Below are 14753 nucleotides of genomic sequence, written 5' to 3'. Positions count from 1 at the left end.
CCCAGACACGGGGCGGCTCGTGTGGTCTGGGGAGGGACACCGACGAAGGCACCTCCCACACCGTCCGACGTCGGAGCATTTCTGGTCCCCGGCCCTCTTCGGCCGCGAAACCGACGCTGCCTGACGACTCCCCCGCGCCCGTCGACGCCCGATCGTGTCGATCGGCCCGGCGACACTTCGCCGACGCGGCACGGCCAACTGTTCGGGCCTCAGCGGCCCGGCTCGGCGCGGGTGGCGGTGAGGAACTCCAGTGGGTGCGGCCGGACCCCGGACGGCGCGAGGACGAGATCGCCGTCGGCCCGCGGCTCCGGGGCCGGTGAGCCGGCCGTGGCCGCCGACACCAGGCGCGCCATCTGCTCGCCGCACCGGCGGTAGAACCGCAACTGCGTCCGGCGGCCGAACACCGACCAGCCCAGGCGCAGCACCGGCCCGAGGTCGGCGCGCTGCGAACGACCGCGCAGCACGAACTCCACCCGCCCGCTCGGCCGGTGCTTGACCACCTCGTAGATCATCCGCCCGCGCTCGAGGTGCCCCTGCAGGGTGTCGTAGGCCCAGCCCCACACCCGCTCGTCCCCGTCCGCGCGGTCGGTGTCCACCACCTCGGTCACGCGACCCCGATGAGGAACCGCAGACCGAGGAAGCGGCCCTCGAGCAGCATGTCGCGGCCCGGGGGCGGCGCCGATCGCCGGTACACCGCCCGGACGATCTCGGGCGCGGCGAACTCGTAGTCCCGGACCAGCCGGCAGGCGACCTCCCAGCAGCCGTCCGGTTCGGGATCGCCGGGACGCTCGGCCCCCAGGTCGTGGCGGATCTCGTCGTGGTGCCAGCCCGGCCCGCCGAGCTCGTCCTCGGCGAAGTTGACCGGGCGCGCCGCGAGCCGGTCGAGGGCCGCGGCGTGGTCGCGGCGGGTGAGCAGGCGGGTGTGCAGCACGCCCCGGGCGCTCACGACGTCCGCAGCCGCATCTCGACGTCCACCCGCATCTGGTCGGCGGACAGCCCCGGCCCCAGGTGGTCGGCGATCTCCCGGACGGCGTCGTCCGAGGGGCGCCCGGAGACGTCGACGATCATCGGCGGCAGGGACGGCGGGTGCTCGACGTGGGCCGGGGAGAGATCAAGGTCGAACACGTCGAGCGGCCGGCCGTCGACCGTGCCGGTGATCCGGGAGGTGTCGAGGTCGACGACGAGTTCGCGGAAGGAGATCGAGCTACCGGCGCGGGAGAGCATCGGGGACCCCGACGTGACGACGCGACCCCGGGACGGGGTGGCGGCGAGACCGACGTCCCCGTCGGTGATCGGCAGGTACACGGTGTCCCGCCCGTCCGACCACCCCGGCTGCTGACCGAGGGTGGGTTCCTCGGCCCGCCACTCGGTCTGGGTGTCGTCGAGGGCTCGCTCGGACGACGGGTCGAACTCGATCGACATCTCCTCCCCGTCCAGGTGGGCGGCGAGCGGTACCGGCGACGCGGCGACGACTGGCGTCGGCGAGACCGGGGTGGGTGTCGAGGTCGCGGGCCCCGGCCCGTTCGCGCAGCCCGCAGCCAGGGTCGAGACGACGACGATGACCAGCGGCAAGCCCCGCGGCGGCACCGGGCGCCCACGCCGGCGCTCACCGGCTCTCTCCCGACCGGGCCGCGCTCCGCTCCGCGTGGTCGGCGACCTGCTCCAACCGCGCCTTGATGTCGATCAGCGCGTCGAGCCCGACTCCAGGCTCCTCGGCGAGCGGTCTCACCACCGCCCCGTACCGGCGCGCGAGTCGCTGCCAGTCCGCGAGCCACGGCGGGACATTCGACGGGAGGGTGGCCGCGACCGCGAGGAGGTGCTCGGCGACGGCGTTCGTCACCTCGGACACGTCCTCGTCACGCCACTCGTGGGCGGCGCCGCCTTCCCGGAGGACCTCGGTGGCCCGGCGCAGGCGGTCCCTGGTGCCCGAGGGCCCTCCCACGGGAGCGAGCCCGGTCATCGCGGTGCCCCGGGTGCGCGCGGCGGACGAACAGACGTCGGCATGGCATCCCTCCACAGGACGTCTCGTCCGGCAGGGGGGTGAACCGGTGGGCCAATCATACGGTGTCGGGGGCCGGGGACGGAGGCGACGGTGTACCACGCCGGTGACCCGGGAACGTGGCGTCACAGCTCAGCGAGCGGGGAGGATGACCGGTGGATCGACGTCTCCTTCTCGGCCTGCGATTCGCCCTGCTGGCCGGCGTCCTGCTGGCCGCCGTCGGCGCCGCCGGCCACGCCGCGAGCGCCCTGGGCGCGCACGTCCTGGGCGGGACGTGGCTGACCACCACCCTCGGTCCGACCGGCTACGTCCTGCTCGCCCATCCCCGCAGCGTGACCAGCCGCCTCCGCAACGCCGTGGTGGGCCACGGGACGGCCGTCCTCGCCGGACTGGCCGCTCTCGCGATCTTCGGCCTCTGGAGCGCGCGGTCGGTGGCCGAGACCCACCAGGAGACCCTCCCGCAGGTGGGCGCGCAAGCCGTCGCCGTCGCCGTGACCCTGCTCGTGCTCACGCTGGCCGACGCCCACCACGCACCGGCCGGGGCCACCGCGCTCCTGGTCGCAAGTGGGATCGCCCGGCCCGGTCCCCCGCTCATCGGGCTGCTCGTCGGGCTGGCGATCGTGCTCGCCGTCGCTCCCCTGCTCGCGCGGTTGCCCGGCGAGCGTCACGACACCGCCACGATGGACGCCGAGGAGACTCCGATGGGCTGACCGCCCGAGGTCCAGGACGCCCGGCCGGCGAGCCACGCGTCCGAGGCGTTCGCACCGACGACGCTTCCGCCCACGGGGACGGGGAACCGGTGGCCTCCCTACCCTCACGTCAGCCGGGGAGGCGCCGGTCGACCGACCGTCACCGCGAAACGGGAGCTCACGCCGCGTGCCCCTACGAGGGGTCGGCGACGGCTCGAGGCTCCTCCTCCGCCATCGCGGGCCGACGAGGGGTCCCGCGCCCCTCGCCGGGAGGACCCTCGTCGTCACTGGACCGACCGTCCGAGAGCACGGGAGACCGGCCCAGGAGCACCACGCCCGCGACGAGCAGCATGCCACCGGTGATCGACACGACGAGCCAGGGGCCGGTGCGGGCCTGCTCGCCGAACACGGCCAGGCCCCAGGTCACCGCCACCAGTGGGTTGGCCAGGGTGAGACCGGGCTCGGTCGCGACGAGCAGTCCGGCCGACAGCGAGTTCTGCAACAGGTAGAACGACGCCAGCCCGACCGCGGCCGCACCGTAGGCCTCCCAGGTGCCGAGCAGAGCGGCGAGACCGTGCGCAGCGGACGCGCCGGCGGTCGAGAAGAGCACGGCGGTGGCGCCGTAACCGACCCCGGCCGCGACCCCCAGCAGCGCCGCGCGCAGATCCTGCCGGCACCGCCAGCCGACACCGGCGAGCACGACCACCAGGCCGAGGAGGACCGCCAGGCCCGCCGCCCAGGTCCCGCCGGAGACTCCGGTGGGCCTGCCACCGCGCGGGGACAGGCCGAACACGAACGCCGCCAGACCGACCGCGAGCAGAGCGACCGCGACCCAGTCCTGCCGCGACAGCCTCACCCCGAACCAGGAGGACGAGGCGACCACCGCCACGGGGAGCTCGAGCACCAGCAGCGGCTGGACCGCGGCGAGCTGCCCGATCGACAGGGCGACGACGTGCACCCCCAGCCCCGTGACACTGGCCCCCACCCCCAGCAGCCACCCGGGCCGCCGGGCCAGACGCCACAGCAGGGAGACCGACCCGGACCCGGGGTCGCCTTCCTTGCGGGTCGAGCCACGCTGCAGGAGGTCCCCGGCCGCGTTCAGACATGCCGCGACGACCGCCAGGAGCATGGCGATCACGATCGTCCCGCCATCTCGTGAGGAGCCTGCTCACGCTGCGACGGACCGTCGAGGTGACGCGTGCGGCCCGCCTCGGACCTCACCTCGTCACTGAGAGCGGGCGAGCGCACGAGCAACAGCGTGGCCACGACGAGCACGGCCGCGCCGGCCACCTCACCGACGATCCACACTCCACCGCGAGGGTGCTGCCCGAAGACGACGACCCCCCACAGCACGCCGATCAGCGGGTTCATCAAGGTGAAGCCGGGCTGCGAGGCGTCCAGTTCACCGGCCCGGAGCGCAGCCTGCAGCAGGAAGAACGACGCCGGGCCGAGCACGATCACGGCGTAGGTCTGCCATGCCGCGAGGAGTCCCGGGAGCCCGTCGGCCCACGCGGCCCCCAGGCCCGACACGAGGGCCGCGACGATCCCGAACAGCGTGCCCGTCGCCAGCCCGAGCGCGCCCGCCCGCTGCTGCCCGTGGCGCACTCGGCCGACGAGCGTCAGCACGAGCACCACCGCCAGCCCGAGCGTGAGCGCCAGCACCGACAGGACTGTCGGAGCATGACGGACGTCGCCGCCGGTCGGCGACAGGCAGACGACGAACACTGCGAGCCCGGCGGCCAACAGGACGATGGCCCACCATTCCCGACGTGGCAGGCGGTACCGGAAGACGAGAGCCGCCAGGAGCAGGGTGAGCGGGAGTTCGGCGATGAGCAGCGGTTGCACCACGGCGATGCGGCCCATGGTCAGCGCCGCGGCCTGGAAGAGGAAGCCCGCGATCATGCAGCCGATCCCTCCGAGCCACGTCGGTCGCCGACAGAGGCCGAGGAGCACACCGACCGAGAAGCCCGCCTCGTGCGGTTCGTCCCGTGCTGCGCGACGTTGCAGGACCGTCGAGCAGGCGTTGAGGAGGGCGGCGAGCAGCACGAGGGCGATTCCGGCCTCGTCCGGGCCCGACATCAGGAATCACCGGCGCGCGACGTGGAGCCGGCTCCGGTCGAGTTCTGAGAAGGCACGAATTCGCCGTGGTACGGCGCGAGTTGATGACGCATGGCTCCGTCCGCAGGGTCACGCAGGGCGACGCGGCCGGGGCTGGACCGGACAACCTTGACACTCGAAGCGTTCCCTCGGGTGTGCGGCCGAGAAACGGTGGCGACCTTCCGATCACCTGACGAACCGGGATGCGCTCCCGCGCCGGAACTCGACCTCCTCCAGACGGGTCTGGACGGAGCGCCCGCTCTCCCACGGATTGGCGCCGGGCTCCACGGTCGGCGTGGGGATCCCGGCCCGCTTCTCCCGCACGCTCGTCGTCGAGATGCCCAGTCGGCGATCCCGGGCCTGGATCAGGGACTCGTCGGCCTGCCCGTCGTCGGTGAACGCCATCATCAGTTGCGGGATGCCGTAGGGGAATTCGTCGCGGTCGTACTGCCAGGTGTGGAACGTCTTCCCGTAGGTCGTGACCAGGTCCTCGAAGTAGGCGCGCTCCGCGATCTCGGGGATGCCCGGCGCGACCAGGACACCGGACTTCACCTCGTGGTGGTGGCTGTGCCAGAGCCGCTTCTCGTCCTCCGGCAAGGCGCGGAAGCGCTCCGGGCTGATGATGTACTCGACGCCGATGAGCCGGGCGCCGGCGGCGTTGCGGTCGAAGATGACGCACTGGTGCAGGTCGTGCTGAAGGTGGATGCAGAAGTGCGACGCCTCCACCTGGCGGCCCATGTCGTCGGCGTACATGTGGAAGCCGTTGAGGTAGGTGCTCATCGCGTCGAGCGGATACTTCGGCTGCAGGGTGCCCGCCGCGGCGTCGAGCAGGCGGTGCTTGAGCGGGTGCCCCTGACCCACCCTCAAGGCCGCCACCACCTTCCGTCCGACCGCCACGCCCGCCGCCGTGACGAGCCCGGCCGCCATGCCGAGCGCGGCGGCCGCGCCGCGCCCCGAGCGGGTACTGCCGTCGTCGAAACCCATGGCGGCGACTACCCGAAGGGCCCGCGCGCCGCACGCCGCAGCACGACCGCGGTTGAGGCGGACCCGGTCCTGGCGCTCGTCGTCGCTGTCAGGCGATCGCAAGGTGGACGCCGTTTCCCCGCGAGCGGCCATCGGACATCCGACGTGTCCTTGACCGGGCCGGGTCCTCGGTCGCGCGCGGCACGTGATTCCGGCCCGTCACCGATCGCGAGGAGGTGATGGCCGTGAAGGCCGTCGTGTACAAGGACGCGCACTCCGTGGCCGTGGAGGAGGTCGACGATCCACGCCTCGAGGCGCCGACGGATGCGCTGGTGCGGATCACGACCACCGCGATCTGCGGATCGGATCTGCACATGTACGAGGGCCGCACGGTCGCCGAGACCGGGATCGTGTTCGGCCACGAGAACATGGGGATCGTCGAGGAGGTCGGTTCGGGCGTCACCCGCATCAGGGAGGGCGACAGGGTCAGCCTGCCGTTCAACGTGGGCTGCGGGTTCTGCCGCAACTGTCTGGCCGGCAAGACCGCGTTCTGCCTGACCACCAACCCGGGATACGCCGGCGCGGCGTACGGGTACGTCGGGATGGGGCCCTACACCGGGGGTCAGGCGGAGTACCTGCGGGTGCCGTTCGCGGATTTCAACGCCCTGGTGCTCCCACCGGGCGACGAGCACGAGAACGATTTCGCGATGCTCGCCGACATCTTCCCCACCGGGTACCACGCCACCGTGCTGGCCGACCTCAACCCCGGCGAGACGATCGCGGTCTTCGGGGCCGGGCCGGTCGGGCTGATGGCGGCCTACTCGGCGGTGATCAAGGGCGCCTCGAAGGTCTTCGTCGTGGACAAGGTCGCATCGCGCCTCGAGCTCGCCGAGCAGATCGGCGCGATCCCGATCGACTTCTCCGCGGCCGACCCGGTCGAGCAGATCATCGACCGGACCGACGGCGTGGGCGCGGACAAGGGCGTCGACGCCGTGGGCTACCAGGCGACCGCGCAGAGCGGCGAGGAACAACCTGCCGTCGTGCTCAACCAGCTCGTCGACGCGGTGCGCCACACCGGCCGGCTCGGCGTTGTCGGGCTCTACCTGCCACAGGACCCGGGCGCCCCCGACGAGAACGCGGCGAACGGTCGTCTGCTCTTCAACGTCGGGCGCTTCTTCGAGAAGGGCCAGAAGATGGGCACAGGGCAGGCGGACGCCAAGGCGTACAACGCCCAGTTGCGCGACCTGATCGTGGCGGGGCGGGTCACGCCGTCGTTCGTGGTGTCCAAGGAGGTGCCGCTCGAGGAGGCTCCGGACGCCTACGCGCGCTTCGACGCGCGCGAGGACGGCTACTCCAAGGTCGTCCTCAAGCCCGGCCGGGCCGCGTGAGCCGACCCGTCGGGTGTCGTGGACTCGATCCGCGCGACCCCGGTCGGGCGACTCGGTCTACGCGCCGGTCGCGTCCTGATCGCGCACGGTCTCGAGGACCGAGAGGAGCACGGCGGCCCCGACCTGCGGCGACCAGCGCGGACGCGGCCGACCGGTCTCGTCGGGCACCGCCCGCGGCTCGGGCACGCACACCAGTTCGTGGCGCCGGTCCGCGCGGCGGGTCGACGCGTCCTGCATCCCGAGTCGTACGGCCACCCCGACCACCTCGTCCCGTTCATCGCCAGACCTGAACCGCTCGACGTGCCTGTATCCGATGAGCGGTCGGCAATCGTTACCCGGACCCGGCGGCTTCCTCCGGTCGGGCGCATGTCGGACCCGGACGGGTGCCGGGAAGAGCCCCCGCGTTTCCGGGGTACCACTCGAGTGCGAGCGCCGTCGCGTCGTCGTCGAGGTCGCCCCCGGCCCGCGCCCGCAGGTCGGCGATGAGCCAGGACGGCAGGTCACGGGGAGCGCTGCTGTGCGCCAGGCGGTGGGCGAGCATGTCGAGGCCGCCGGCCTCCTCGTCCCGGGTCGCGACCGCCGCGACGCCGTCCGAGAGGAGCAGCAGGGCGTCTCCGGGCCGGACGTCGACCGCGACGGCGTCGTACCGGCTGCGGTCGAGCAGACCCAGCGGCTCGTGGGAGCGGCCCAGGTCGAGCAGGTCGACGTCGTGGCCCCGCCGACGCAGGGCGATCGGGGAGCCGGCGTGCACCGCCGCGGCGGTGTCCTGCGCCAGGTCGACCTCCAGCAGTACGGCGTGCACGATCGCGTGGCCGTGGTGGCGGTCCCACAGCGCCTGGTCCGCCAGCGCCGCCTGCTCGGCGATCCCCCGCCCGGCGCGACGGGCGTTGCGCAGAGCGGCGAGGGCCAGGTCCCCGACCTGGGTCGCCGCCAGCCCCCGTCCCGCCGCGTCCAGGAGCGCGACCGTCAGCCGATCCCCGTTGAGCGACCAGTCGAAGAGGTCGCTCGTGACGCGCGGCGCGGGCTCGACCACGGCGCGCAGGGCGAACCGGTGGGTCGCGACGTCGGCCGGCGGGAGCAACTGCCACTGGAGCTCCGCGGCGATGCTGTAGTCGTAGGTGCGACGGGCCAGCTCGAGGTCGTCGGTGGTGGTGGCCGCCTGGTGGAGCAGGAGGGCCAGCGTGCGGCCCAGGCGTCGCCAGTCCGGGGGCCCGAACGAGGCGACCGGCCCGCCCTCCCCGGTCCGGCCCGTGATGGTCAGCACGCCGGGCGTGGAGCCGTAGGCCTCGAGCGGGACGTACCGCAGGTCCCGGTCTCCGGCGCGGTGGGAGAGCACGACCTCGGTGTGCAGCGCCTGCGCCGCCGGACCCTGCCGCATGTCCAGGTGCCGCTGCGCCGGGGCCGACGCTCCCGCGTCCCCGGCGGACGCCGCGAGGTGCAGCCGCTCGCGCCGCCGGTCGAGCAGGTGGATGTCCACGCGCTCGGCCCGGAGCACGTCGCGGAGCCATCGGACGGCAGTGGACGCGGCACCGGTGCCGGGGATCTCGAGCACCCGGTCGACCAGCTCGGCGGCGACCTCCCGCGGCGAGGGGGCCGGCTGCGTCACGGCGCGCCCGGCGGTCCGTCGTCGCCGGCCTCGGCGACCGCGTCGTAGGCCCGGGCGAAGCCCTCCGCCCCGAGCAGTAGGGCGTCCCGCTCCTCCGAGCTCATGGCCTCGGTGACGCGTTCGAGCGCCCTGGCCCGGGCGCCGGCCAGATCGGCCAGGATCGACCGACCCGCCGCAGTGAGCTCCAGCAGGGTGGCGCGGCGGTTGTCCGGCGCGACCTCCCGGGTGATCAGACCGGCAGCGGTCAACCGGTCGCTGATCCGGCTGGCCGTGGACGGCGGCACGCCGAGCGCCTCCCCGAGGGCGGTCACCTTGGCTCCCCCCAGATGGTCCAGGGACTGCAGGGCGCGCAGGTGGGACGGTGAGACGTTCTCCTCCATGGCGCTGAGCACGCCGACGCTGAGCTCCAGGAGGCCTCGGAGCGCGTGTTCGAGACGATCGGCGAACAGCGGGCCGGCGTCACGGACCCGGCTCGACCCGCTCGGCACGGTGTCTCCGGCTGGTTCACCCACGATCACATGGTCCACTCGTGTGCTCGACGTCGCTGCGGTCGCGCCACCTGATGCGACGACGTGCATCATGCACGACCACCTGGTCGCACGGCAGCGCCCCTCCGGGTCAACCCCGGCGCCCCGCCCACCCACCGACGACGGCGAAGGCGAGGGCCACCAGCGCACTCGCGGTCGCCGCCCGCCGATGCTCCCGGTCCAGCACCGCCACCCCCGCCATGCTCGCGGCGTGGAGACCGTCGACCGTCGCGCCGAGCACCGGCCACCCCCGGCCCGGTCCGGCGAGCCCGGCGATCCCCTGCACGACGTGTCGCGCGCCCAGGACCCGCACGACGGCGACCTCCCGGCCGCCCGCCGCTCCTCGGCCGACCCGCGCCGCCACCGTCGCGGGTCGCAGGAGCAGCACACCGCCGTGCACGACGTGCGCAGCGTGCACCAGGTCGGCACCCCGCGCCCGGTCCGTCACTTCCGACCCCCGTCCTCGCGTCGGCCGAGCCCCCGGACACCGGCGACGGCGGCCGAGAGCACGGTGGCCGCAGCCGCGCCCACCAGGGCGCCACGCCGCTCCGAGGCCCAGGTCTGCGGGTCCCACGACCAGGCCTCGTCGTCGTACGGCCCGTGGGCGCCGGCGTCGACGTCGGCGTCACGCGGCTCGTCGAGGTTCGACCCGCGCCGGGGCAGGTCGGCGCTCGTCTGCTGCCCGGCCACCCCGTAGCGCCCGAGGTAGAGGTCGACGACCTTGGGGGCGAGACGCTCCCCGAGGATCGTGTAGACGGTGGCGAGACCGACCCACATGTTGCGACGCGGGTGCTCGGCGAGGAACCGGATCGCCCGCGCGGCGACCTCGGGCTGCCACACCGGAGCGACCGGACGGGGGTGCCCTTCGACCCGGGCGCGGTTCCAGGTGAACTGCGGGGTGTTCAGGCCCGGCAGCTGCACCATGCACACCCGCACCCGGGACCTCTCGTGGGCCAGCTCGGTCATCACCGACTCGGTGAAGCCCTTGATCGCGTGCTTGGCGCCGCAGTAGGCGGACTGCAGCGGGATCGAGCGGTAGGCCATCGCCGAGCCGACGTTGACGATCACCCCCCGGTCGCGGGGCCGCATCCGGGCCAGGGCCACGCGGGTGCCGTACACCTGCCCGTAGTAGGTCACGTCGGTGACGCGCCGGAACTCCTCGAGGGTGGTGTCCCAGAAGAAGGCCAGGGAGCCGACGAACGCGACGTTCACCCACAGGTCGATCTCGCCGAGCCCCTCCTCCACCTGCCGGGCCGCCCGATCCACGGCGTCGGGGTCGGCGACGTCGCACACGACGGGCATCGCGCGCTGGCCGGCGGCCTTCACGTCCGCGGCCGCGGCGTCGAGGCCCGCCTGCCCGCGCGCGAGGACGGCGACGTCGTAGCCCGCCCCGGCGAGCTCGCGGACGGTCGCGCGCCCGACCCCGGCGGTCCCGCCGGTGACGACTGCGGTCCTGGTCATCGTTCCTCCGTTCGGTGGGTGGTGCTCGGGGATCCGGCCTCGAGCGGCTCGAGGACCGTCGCGGCCTCGAGCAGCAGGGCGTGGACGAAGGCCTGCGGCAGGTTGCCGCGCAGCTGGCGCTGGCTGACGTCGAACTCCTCGGTGAGCAGGCCCGGCGGGCCGCAGGCCGACCGGCCGCGTTCGAAGAAGTGGCGGGCGCACAGCGCGTCGCCCTGCTGCTCGCAGGCCAGGGCGGTGATGAAGTTGCAGAGCAGGAACGCGCCCTCGGCGTCGCCGAGGGGCCGGTCGTCGACCCGGAATCGGTAGGCGTAGCCCTCGCTGGTCAGCTCGCGCAGGTAGGCCTCGAGGGTCGCGCGGCTGCGCGGGTCGTCCGCGGGGACCGCGCCGCGCACCGCGGCGAGCAGCAGGGCCCCGTCGGGACGGGGGTCGTCGGCGGCGCGCTGCCACCGTCCGCTCGGGTGGGTGGAGGTGCGGGCGGTGTGGGCCAGGATCGTGTCCGCGAGCGCCGACCAGCGCCCGGCCTCGCCGCCGCCCATCGCGGCGGCGACGGCGCGCAGCCCGGCCACGCAGACCAGCCTGCTGTGGGTCCACTCCCGGTCCTCGAGCTCCCACACCCCGGCGTCGGGCTCCGTCCAGCGCTGCTCGATCGCGGCGACCGCGGTCTCGACGGCGCGCCACCCCTCGGCGTCGAGCCGGTCCCGCTCGGCGGCCGAGGCCAGGAGCAGCAGCAGCTCGCCGAAGGCGTCGAGCTGGAATTGATGGCCCCCGCGGTTGCCGACCCGGTCACCACCGCCGGGGTAGCCGGGCACCCCGAGGTGGACCTCGTCGGGGACCGGGCCGCCATCGACCGCGTACGCCGGCGCGAGCCGGGGCCCGTCGTCGAGCAGGCGGGCGCCGAGGAAGCGCACGGCGTCGTCGAGCAGGCCGTCGAGTCCGGCGACCGCGGCCGCGCGTCCGGCGTAGCACTGGTCGCGGACCCAGGTGTAGCGGTAGTCGAAGTTGGCCCGCCCGCCGGGCCGCTCCGGCAGGCTGGTCGTGGCCGCGGCGACCATCGCGCCGGAGCCGGTGGTCATGCCGCGCAGCACGGCGGCGGCGTGGGCCGCGTCGCGCGGCGCCGCCCCGATCAGCCGCGACGACGCCGGGACGTTCGCGTGCCAGCGCGTCTCGGTCTCCCGCCACGCGAGGTCGGGGTCGGGGGGCTGGTCGGGCAGCCGCGGGCCGATCTCCAGGACGAGGTCGTGGTGGCGCCCGGCCGGGACGACGAGGTCGAGCTCGAGCCGGGTGCCGCCGTCGGCCGTCACCGGGACCGCGTCACCGCCGCCGCCCCACCGCATCCGCAGGTCGCCGAGCCGGGCGGTCCAGCAGCCCTCGTCGTCCCGGTACAGCTCGGTGAGCGGATGGCGCCCGAAGTCGCCGCGGGGGTCGAGGACGACGTGCACCGAGGCGGGGACGTGGTCGGCGAGCACCCGGCGCAGCAGCACGAGCCGATCCGCGTCGGCGGGCAGGGCGAGCGCCTCCCGGCTCTCCACGGGACCGCCGTCGGTCATCCACCGGCTGCGCCAGATCAGCGAGCCGTCCTCGTAGTGCCCGCCCCACACGTAGCGCTCGGTCGGGGTCACGTCGTAGTGCCCGGGCGCCGCGAGCAGTCGGCCGAACACCGCGGGCGAGTCCCAGCGCGGGGCACACATCCACATGATGTCGCCGCGCGGGCCGAGCAGGGCGCCGCGGTCGCCGTCGGCGAGCAGCGCGAACTCGCGCAGGACCTGGGGCGAGTCGAGCGTGGCCGCGGCGGCGTCGGAGACGTCGCGCGAGGTGCCGGACGGACGGGCCGGTGGGGCCTGGTCCTGGGTGGTCACGAGCGCTCCCGGGGGTCGAGGGTCGCTGGGTGGCGGGTCGCGTCAGGCGACCCGGTAGGGCTCGAGGTCGGCCGCGCGCAGCGTCAGCCCGTGCCCGGGCCGGGAGCGGTCGGGCCGCAGGGTGCCGTCGGGGTAGGGGCAGAGCACGCCGTCGAAGGCGCGGGCCTCGATGCGCACGTGGTCGTGGAAGTACTCGAGGTGGCGCAGGTGCCACACCGCGGTGCCCACGTGCGCGCTGACCTGCGGCGCACAGTGCAGCGAGAGGTCCAGGCTGCGCGCGTCGCAGAGGGCGGCCACGCGGGTGAGGGCCGTGTAGCCGCCGCACCGGGTGACGTCGGCCTGCAGGCAGTCCACCGCGCCGGCCGCGAGCATGCGGTGGAAGTAGGGGAGGTCGTAGCCGTACTCACCGGCCGCGACCTCGACGCCGCCCGGACCGTGGTCCCGGACCAGGGCCAGGCCCTCGAGGTCGTCGGAGCTGACCGGCTCCTCCAGCCAGGTCACGCCGCGCTCGGCGAGCCGGGCGGCCCAGTCCAGGGCCTGCTTGCGGGTGTAGGCACCGTTGGCGTCGACCAGCAGCTCGACGTCGTCGCCCAGGGCCGCGCGGACGACGTCCAGCCGGTGCTCGTCGTCCTCGGGGTGCCGCCCCACCTTGATCTTGACCGAGGTCATGCCCTCGGCGACCCAGCGCCGCAGCTGGGTGCGCAGTTGGCCGTCGTCGTAGGAGGTGAACCCGCCGCTGCCGTAGACCGGGGTGGCCTCGTGCACGGCGCCCAGCGCCACCGACAGCGGAACGTCGCGGAGCCGAGCGTGCAGGTCCCACAGGGCGATGTCGACCGCCGAGATGGCCTCGGCGACCACGCCGAGCCGGCCGAGGTTGCGCACCGCTTGGTGCATCGCCGCCCACGCCGCGGGCACCGCGAGCACATCGCGGCCCACGACGACGTCGGCGAGCACGGCGTCGACCGTCGTGGCGACGGGCGAGCCGGCGTAGGTGTAGCCGAGCCCGGTGCACCCCGCCGCGTGCGCCCGGACCACGACGAGCGTCGTCGTGTCCCAGCTCAGCGTGCCGTCCGACTCCGGTGCGTCCGTGGGCAGCGTGTATGCCGCCACATCCAGGCCCTCCAGGGGCACCTCCGTGCTCACGAGCAAGTCGTACCACACGCACTTCGTCCTTTAAACACGTCGTGCGTTATGCACGAACCTGTGGGAGGCTCGGGGAAGTCGAACCGGAAGGGGTCGGGCCGATGCTCGTCGCGGACTACGTTCTCGAGCGCCTGAGTCAGTGGGGCGTGCACCGCATCTACGGCTATCCCGGGGACGGGATCAACGCCATGCTGGGCGCGCTGGACCGGGCCGAGGGCGATCCTGAGTTCATCCAGGCGCGGCACGAGGAGATGGCCGCGTTCATGGCCACCGCCCACGCCAAGTTCGCCGGAGGCATCGGCTGCGCGATGGCCACATCCGGCGGGGGCACCATCCACCTGCTCAACGGGCTCTACGACGCCAAGCTCGACCACCAGCCGGTGGTCGCGATCATCGGGCAGCAGAAGCGGATCGGGCTGGGCTCCGCGTTCCAGCAGGAGATCGACCCGAACTCGCTGTACAAGGACGTCGCCTCGGACTTCGTCCAGACCTGCATGGTCCCCGGCCAGGCCCGCCACCTGGTCGACCGGGCGTGCAAGGTCGCCCTGACCAACCGCACCGTCACCGCCGTGATCATCCCGGAGGACGTCGGCGAGTCCGAAGCGGTCGAGTCGCCGCCGCGGGAGCACGGCGCGGTGTTCTCGGGGGTGGGCTGGACCCAGCCGCGGGTGATCCCGCCGGTCGACGAGCTGCGGAAGGCGGCCGACATCCTCAACGCAGGGCAGAAGGTGGGGATGGTGGTCGGCCAGGGAGCCCAGACCGCCCCGGACGAGGTCATGGAGATCGCCGAGCTGCTCGGGGCGGGCGTGGCCAAGACCTCACTGGGGCGGGTGGAGCCGGCCGACGACCTGCCCTACGTGACGGGGCCCATCGGTCTGCTTGGCTCGACCGCCAGCGACTACGTGATGTCGAACTGCGACACGCTGTTGTTCGTCGGCACCAGCTTCCCCTATGCGGAGTGGCTGCCGGAGGAGGGCCAGGCGCGCGGCGTCGAGATCAATCTTGACGGCCGGATGATCGGCGT

General features: G+C 73.9%; 15 protein-coding genes and 1 pseudogene. 3 read left to right on the top strand and 13 right to left on the bottom strand.

Going from position 1 to position 14753, the window contains the following annotated elements:
- Window positions 1–209: 209 nt before the first annotated feature.
- From VGH76_RS27385 to VGH76_RS27375, 3 genes and pseudogenes are all read right to left on the bottom strand, one after another.
- Window positions 210–931, bottom strand: a pseudogene (locus VGH76_RS27385) (DUF1990 family protein).
- Between the two features lie 11 nt (window positions 932–942).
- Complete coding sequence (locus VGH76_RS27380; protein WP_331559928.1) at window positions 943–1587, bottom strand: hypothetical protein; 645 nt, start codon at window positions 1585–1587, stop codon at window positions 943–945.
- A gap of 19 nt (window positions 1588–1606) precedes the next feature.
- A complete protein-coding gene (locus VGH76_RS27375) occupies window positions 1607–1942 on the bottom strand; it encodes a hypothetical protein (RefSeq protein ID WP_331559927.1) in 336 nt (111 codons plus the stop codon).
- A gap of 212 nt (window positions 1943–2154) precedes the next feature.
- On the opposite strand from VGH76_RS27375, the gene VGH76_RS27370 reads away from it, so the two are divergent.
- Window positions 2155–2709 carry an HPP family protein gene (locus VGH76_RS27370; RefSeq protein WP_331559926.1) on the top strand — a complete coding sequence of 185 codons (555 nt, stop codon included), beginning with the start codon at window positions 2155–2157 and terminating at the stop codon, window positions 2707–2709.
- A 172-nt stretch (window positions 2710–2881) separates the two neighbouring features.
- On the opposite strand, the gene VGH76_RS27365 is transcribed toward VGH76_RS27370, so the two are convergent.
- The 3 genes from VGH76_RS27365 to VGH76_RS27355 all read right to left on the bottom strand — a co-directional run bounded on the left by VGH76_RS27365 (window position 2882) and on the right by VGH76_RS27355 (window position 5769).
- Window positions 2882–3817 carry a DMT family transporter gene (locus VGH76_RS27365; RefSeq protein ID WP_331559925.1) on the bottom strand — a complete coding sequence of 312 codons (936 nt, stop codon included), beginning with the start codon at window positions 3815–3817 and terminating at the stop codon, window positions 2882–2884.
- 5 nt (window positions 3818–3822) lie between these two features.
- Window positions 3823–4767: a DMT family transporter gene (locus VGH76_RS27360; protein ID WP_331559924.1), complete on the bottom strand. Its 945-nt coding sequence runs from the start codon at window positions 4765–4767 to the stop codon at window positions 3823–3825.
- 204 nt (window positions 4768–4971) lie between these two features.
- Window positions 4972–5769, bottom strand: a complete 798-nt coding sequence (locus VGH76_RS27355; protein ID WP_331559923.1) for an OBAP family protein — start codon at window positions 5767–5769, stop codon at window positions 4972–4974.
- A 224-nt stretch (window positions 5770–5993) separates the two neighbouring features.
- Here VGH76_RS27355 and VGH76_RS27350 point away from each other — a divergent pair, with 224 nt between their 5' ends.
- Entirely contained in the window at window positions 5994–7136 is a 1143-nt protein-coding gene (locus tag VGH76_RS27350) for a glutathione-independent formaldehyde dehydrogenase (protein WP_331559922.1), read from the top strand.
- 57 nt (window positions 7137–7193) lie between these two features.
- On the opposite strand, the gene VGH76_RS27345 is transcribed toward VGH76_RS27350, so the two are convergent.
- The 7 genes from VGH76_RS27345 to VGH76_RS27315 form a co-directional block, all read right to left on the bottom strand.
- Window positions 7194–7391, bottom strand: a complete 198-nt coding sequence (locus VGH76_RS27345) for a hypothetical protein (RefSeq protein ID WP_331559921.1) — start codon at window positions 7389–7391, stop codon at window positions 7194–7196.
- A 76-nt stretch (window positions 7392–7467) separates the two neighbouring features.
- Window positions 7468–8742, bottom strand: a complete 1275-nt coding sequence (locus VGH76_RS27340) for a PP2C family protein-serine/threonine phosphatase (protein WP_331559920.1) — start codon at window positions 8740–8742, stop codon at window positions 7468–7470.
- On the bottom strand, window positions 8739–9254 hold the full coding sequence (locus tag VGH76_RS27335; protein WP_331559919.1) for a MarR family transcriptional regulator: 516 nt from the start codon (window positions 9252–9254) through the stop codon (window positions 8739–8741). The genes VGH76_RS27340 and VGH76_RS27335 overlap by 4 nt, the downstream gene beginning before the upstream one ends.
- A gap of 106 nt (window positions 9255–9360) precedes the next feature.
- Window positions 9361–9717, bottom strand: coding sequence for a hypothetical protein (locus VGH76_RS27330; RefSeq protein WP_331559918.1), 357 nt, complete (start codon window positions 9715–9717; stop codon window positions 9361–9363).
- Complete coding sequence (locus VGH76_RS27325; RefSeq protein WP_331559917.1) at window positions 9714–10730, bottom strand: SDR family oxidoreductase; 1017 nt, start codon at window positions 10728–10730, stop codon at window positions 9714–9716. The genes VGH76_RS27330 and VGH76_RS27325 overlap by 4 nt, the downstream gene beginning before the upstream one ends.
- Window positions 10727–12586, bottom strand: a complete 1860-nt coding sequence (locus VGH76_RS27320; protein ID WP_331559916.1) for a glycoside hydrolase family 15 protein — start codon at window positions 12584–12586, stop codon at window positions 10727–10729. Before VGH76_RS27320 ends, VGH76_RS27325 begins: the two co-directional genes overlap by 4 nt.
- A gap of 42 nt (window positions 12587–12628) precedes the next feature.
- Window positions 12629–13729 carry an enolase C-terminal domain-like protein gene (locus VGH76_RS27315; RefSeq protein WP_331559915.1) on the bottom strand — a complete coding sequence of 367 codons (1101 nt, stop codon included), beginning with the start codon at window positions 13727–13729 and terminating at the stop codon, window positions 12629–12631.
- 101 nt (window positions 13730–13830) lie between these two features.
- On the opposite strand from VGH76_RS27315, the gene VGH76_RS27310 reads away from it, so the two are divergent.
- A partial coding sequence (locus tag VGH76_RS27310) for a thiamine pyrophosphate-binding protein (protein WP_331559914.1) occupies window positions 13831–14753 on the top strand: 923 nt, incomplete at its 3' end.

The organism is Actinomycetospora sp. (genome assembly GCF_036497585.1).
Taxonomy (GTDB): domain Bacteria; phylum Actinomycetota; class Actinomycetes; order Mycobacteriales; family Pseudonocardiaceae; genus Actinomycetospora.
Note: the sequence above shows the minus strand (reverse complement) of the source record. Positions and strands in the feature narration are given on the sequence as shown.

What these genes read in the sequence shown, in the direction of transcription:
- VGH76_RS27365 (WP_331559925.1), bottom strand. Translation starts at nt 3,817, where the DNA reads ATGCTCCTGGCGGTCGTCGCGGCATGTCTGAACGCGGCCGGGGACCTC.
- VGH76_RS27360 (WP_331559924.1), bottom strand. Translation starts at nt 4,767, where the DNA reads ATGTCGGGCCCGGACGAGGCCGGAATCGCCCTCGTGCTGCTCGCCGCC.
- VGH76_RS27355 (WP_331559923.1), bottom strand. Translation starts at nt 5,769, where the DNA reads ATGGGTTTCGACGACGGCAGTACCCGCTCGGGGCGCGGCGCGGCCGCC.
- VGH76_RS27325 (WP_331559917.1), bottom strand. Translation starts at nt 10,730, where the DNA reads ATGACCAGGACCGCAGTCGTCACCGGCGGGACCGCCGGGGTCGGGCGC.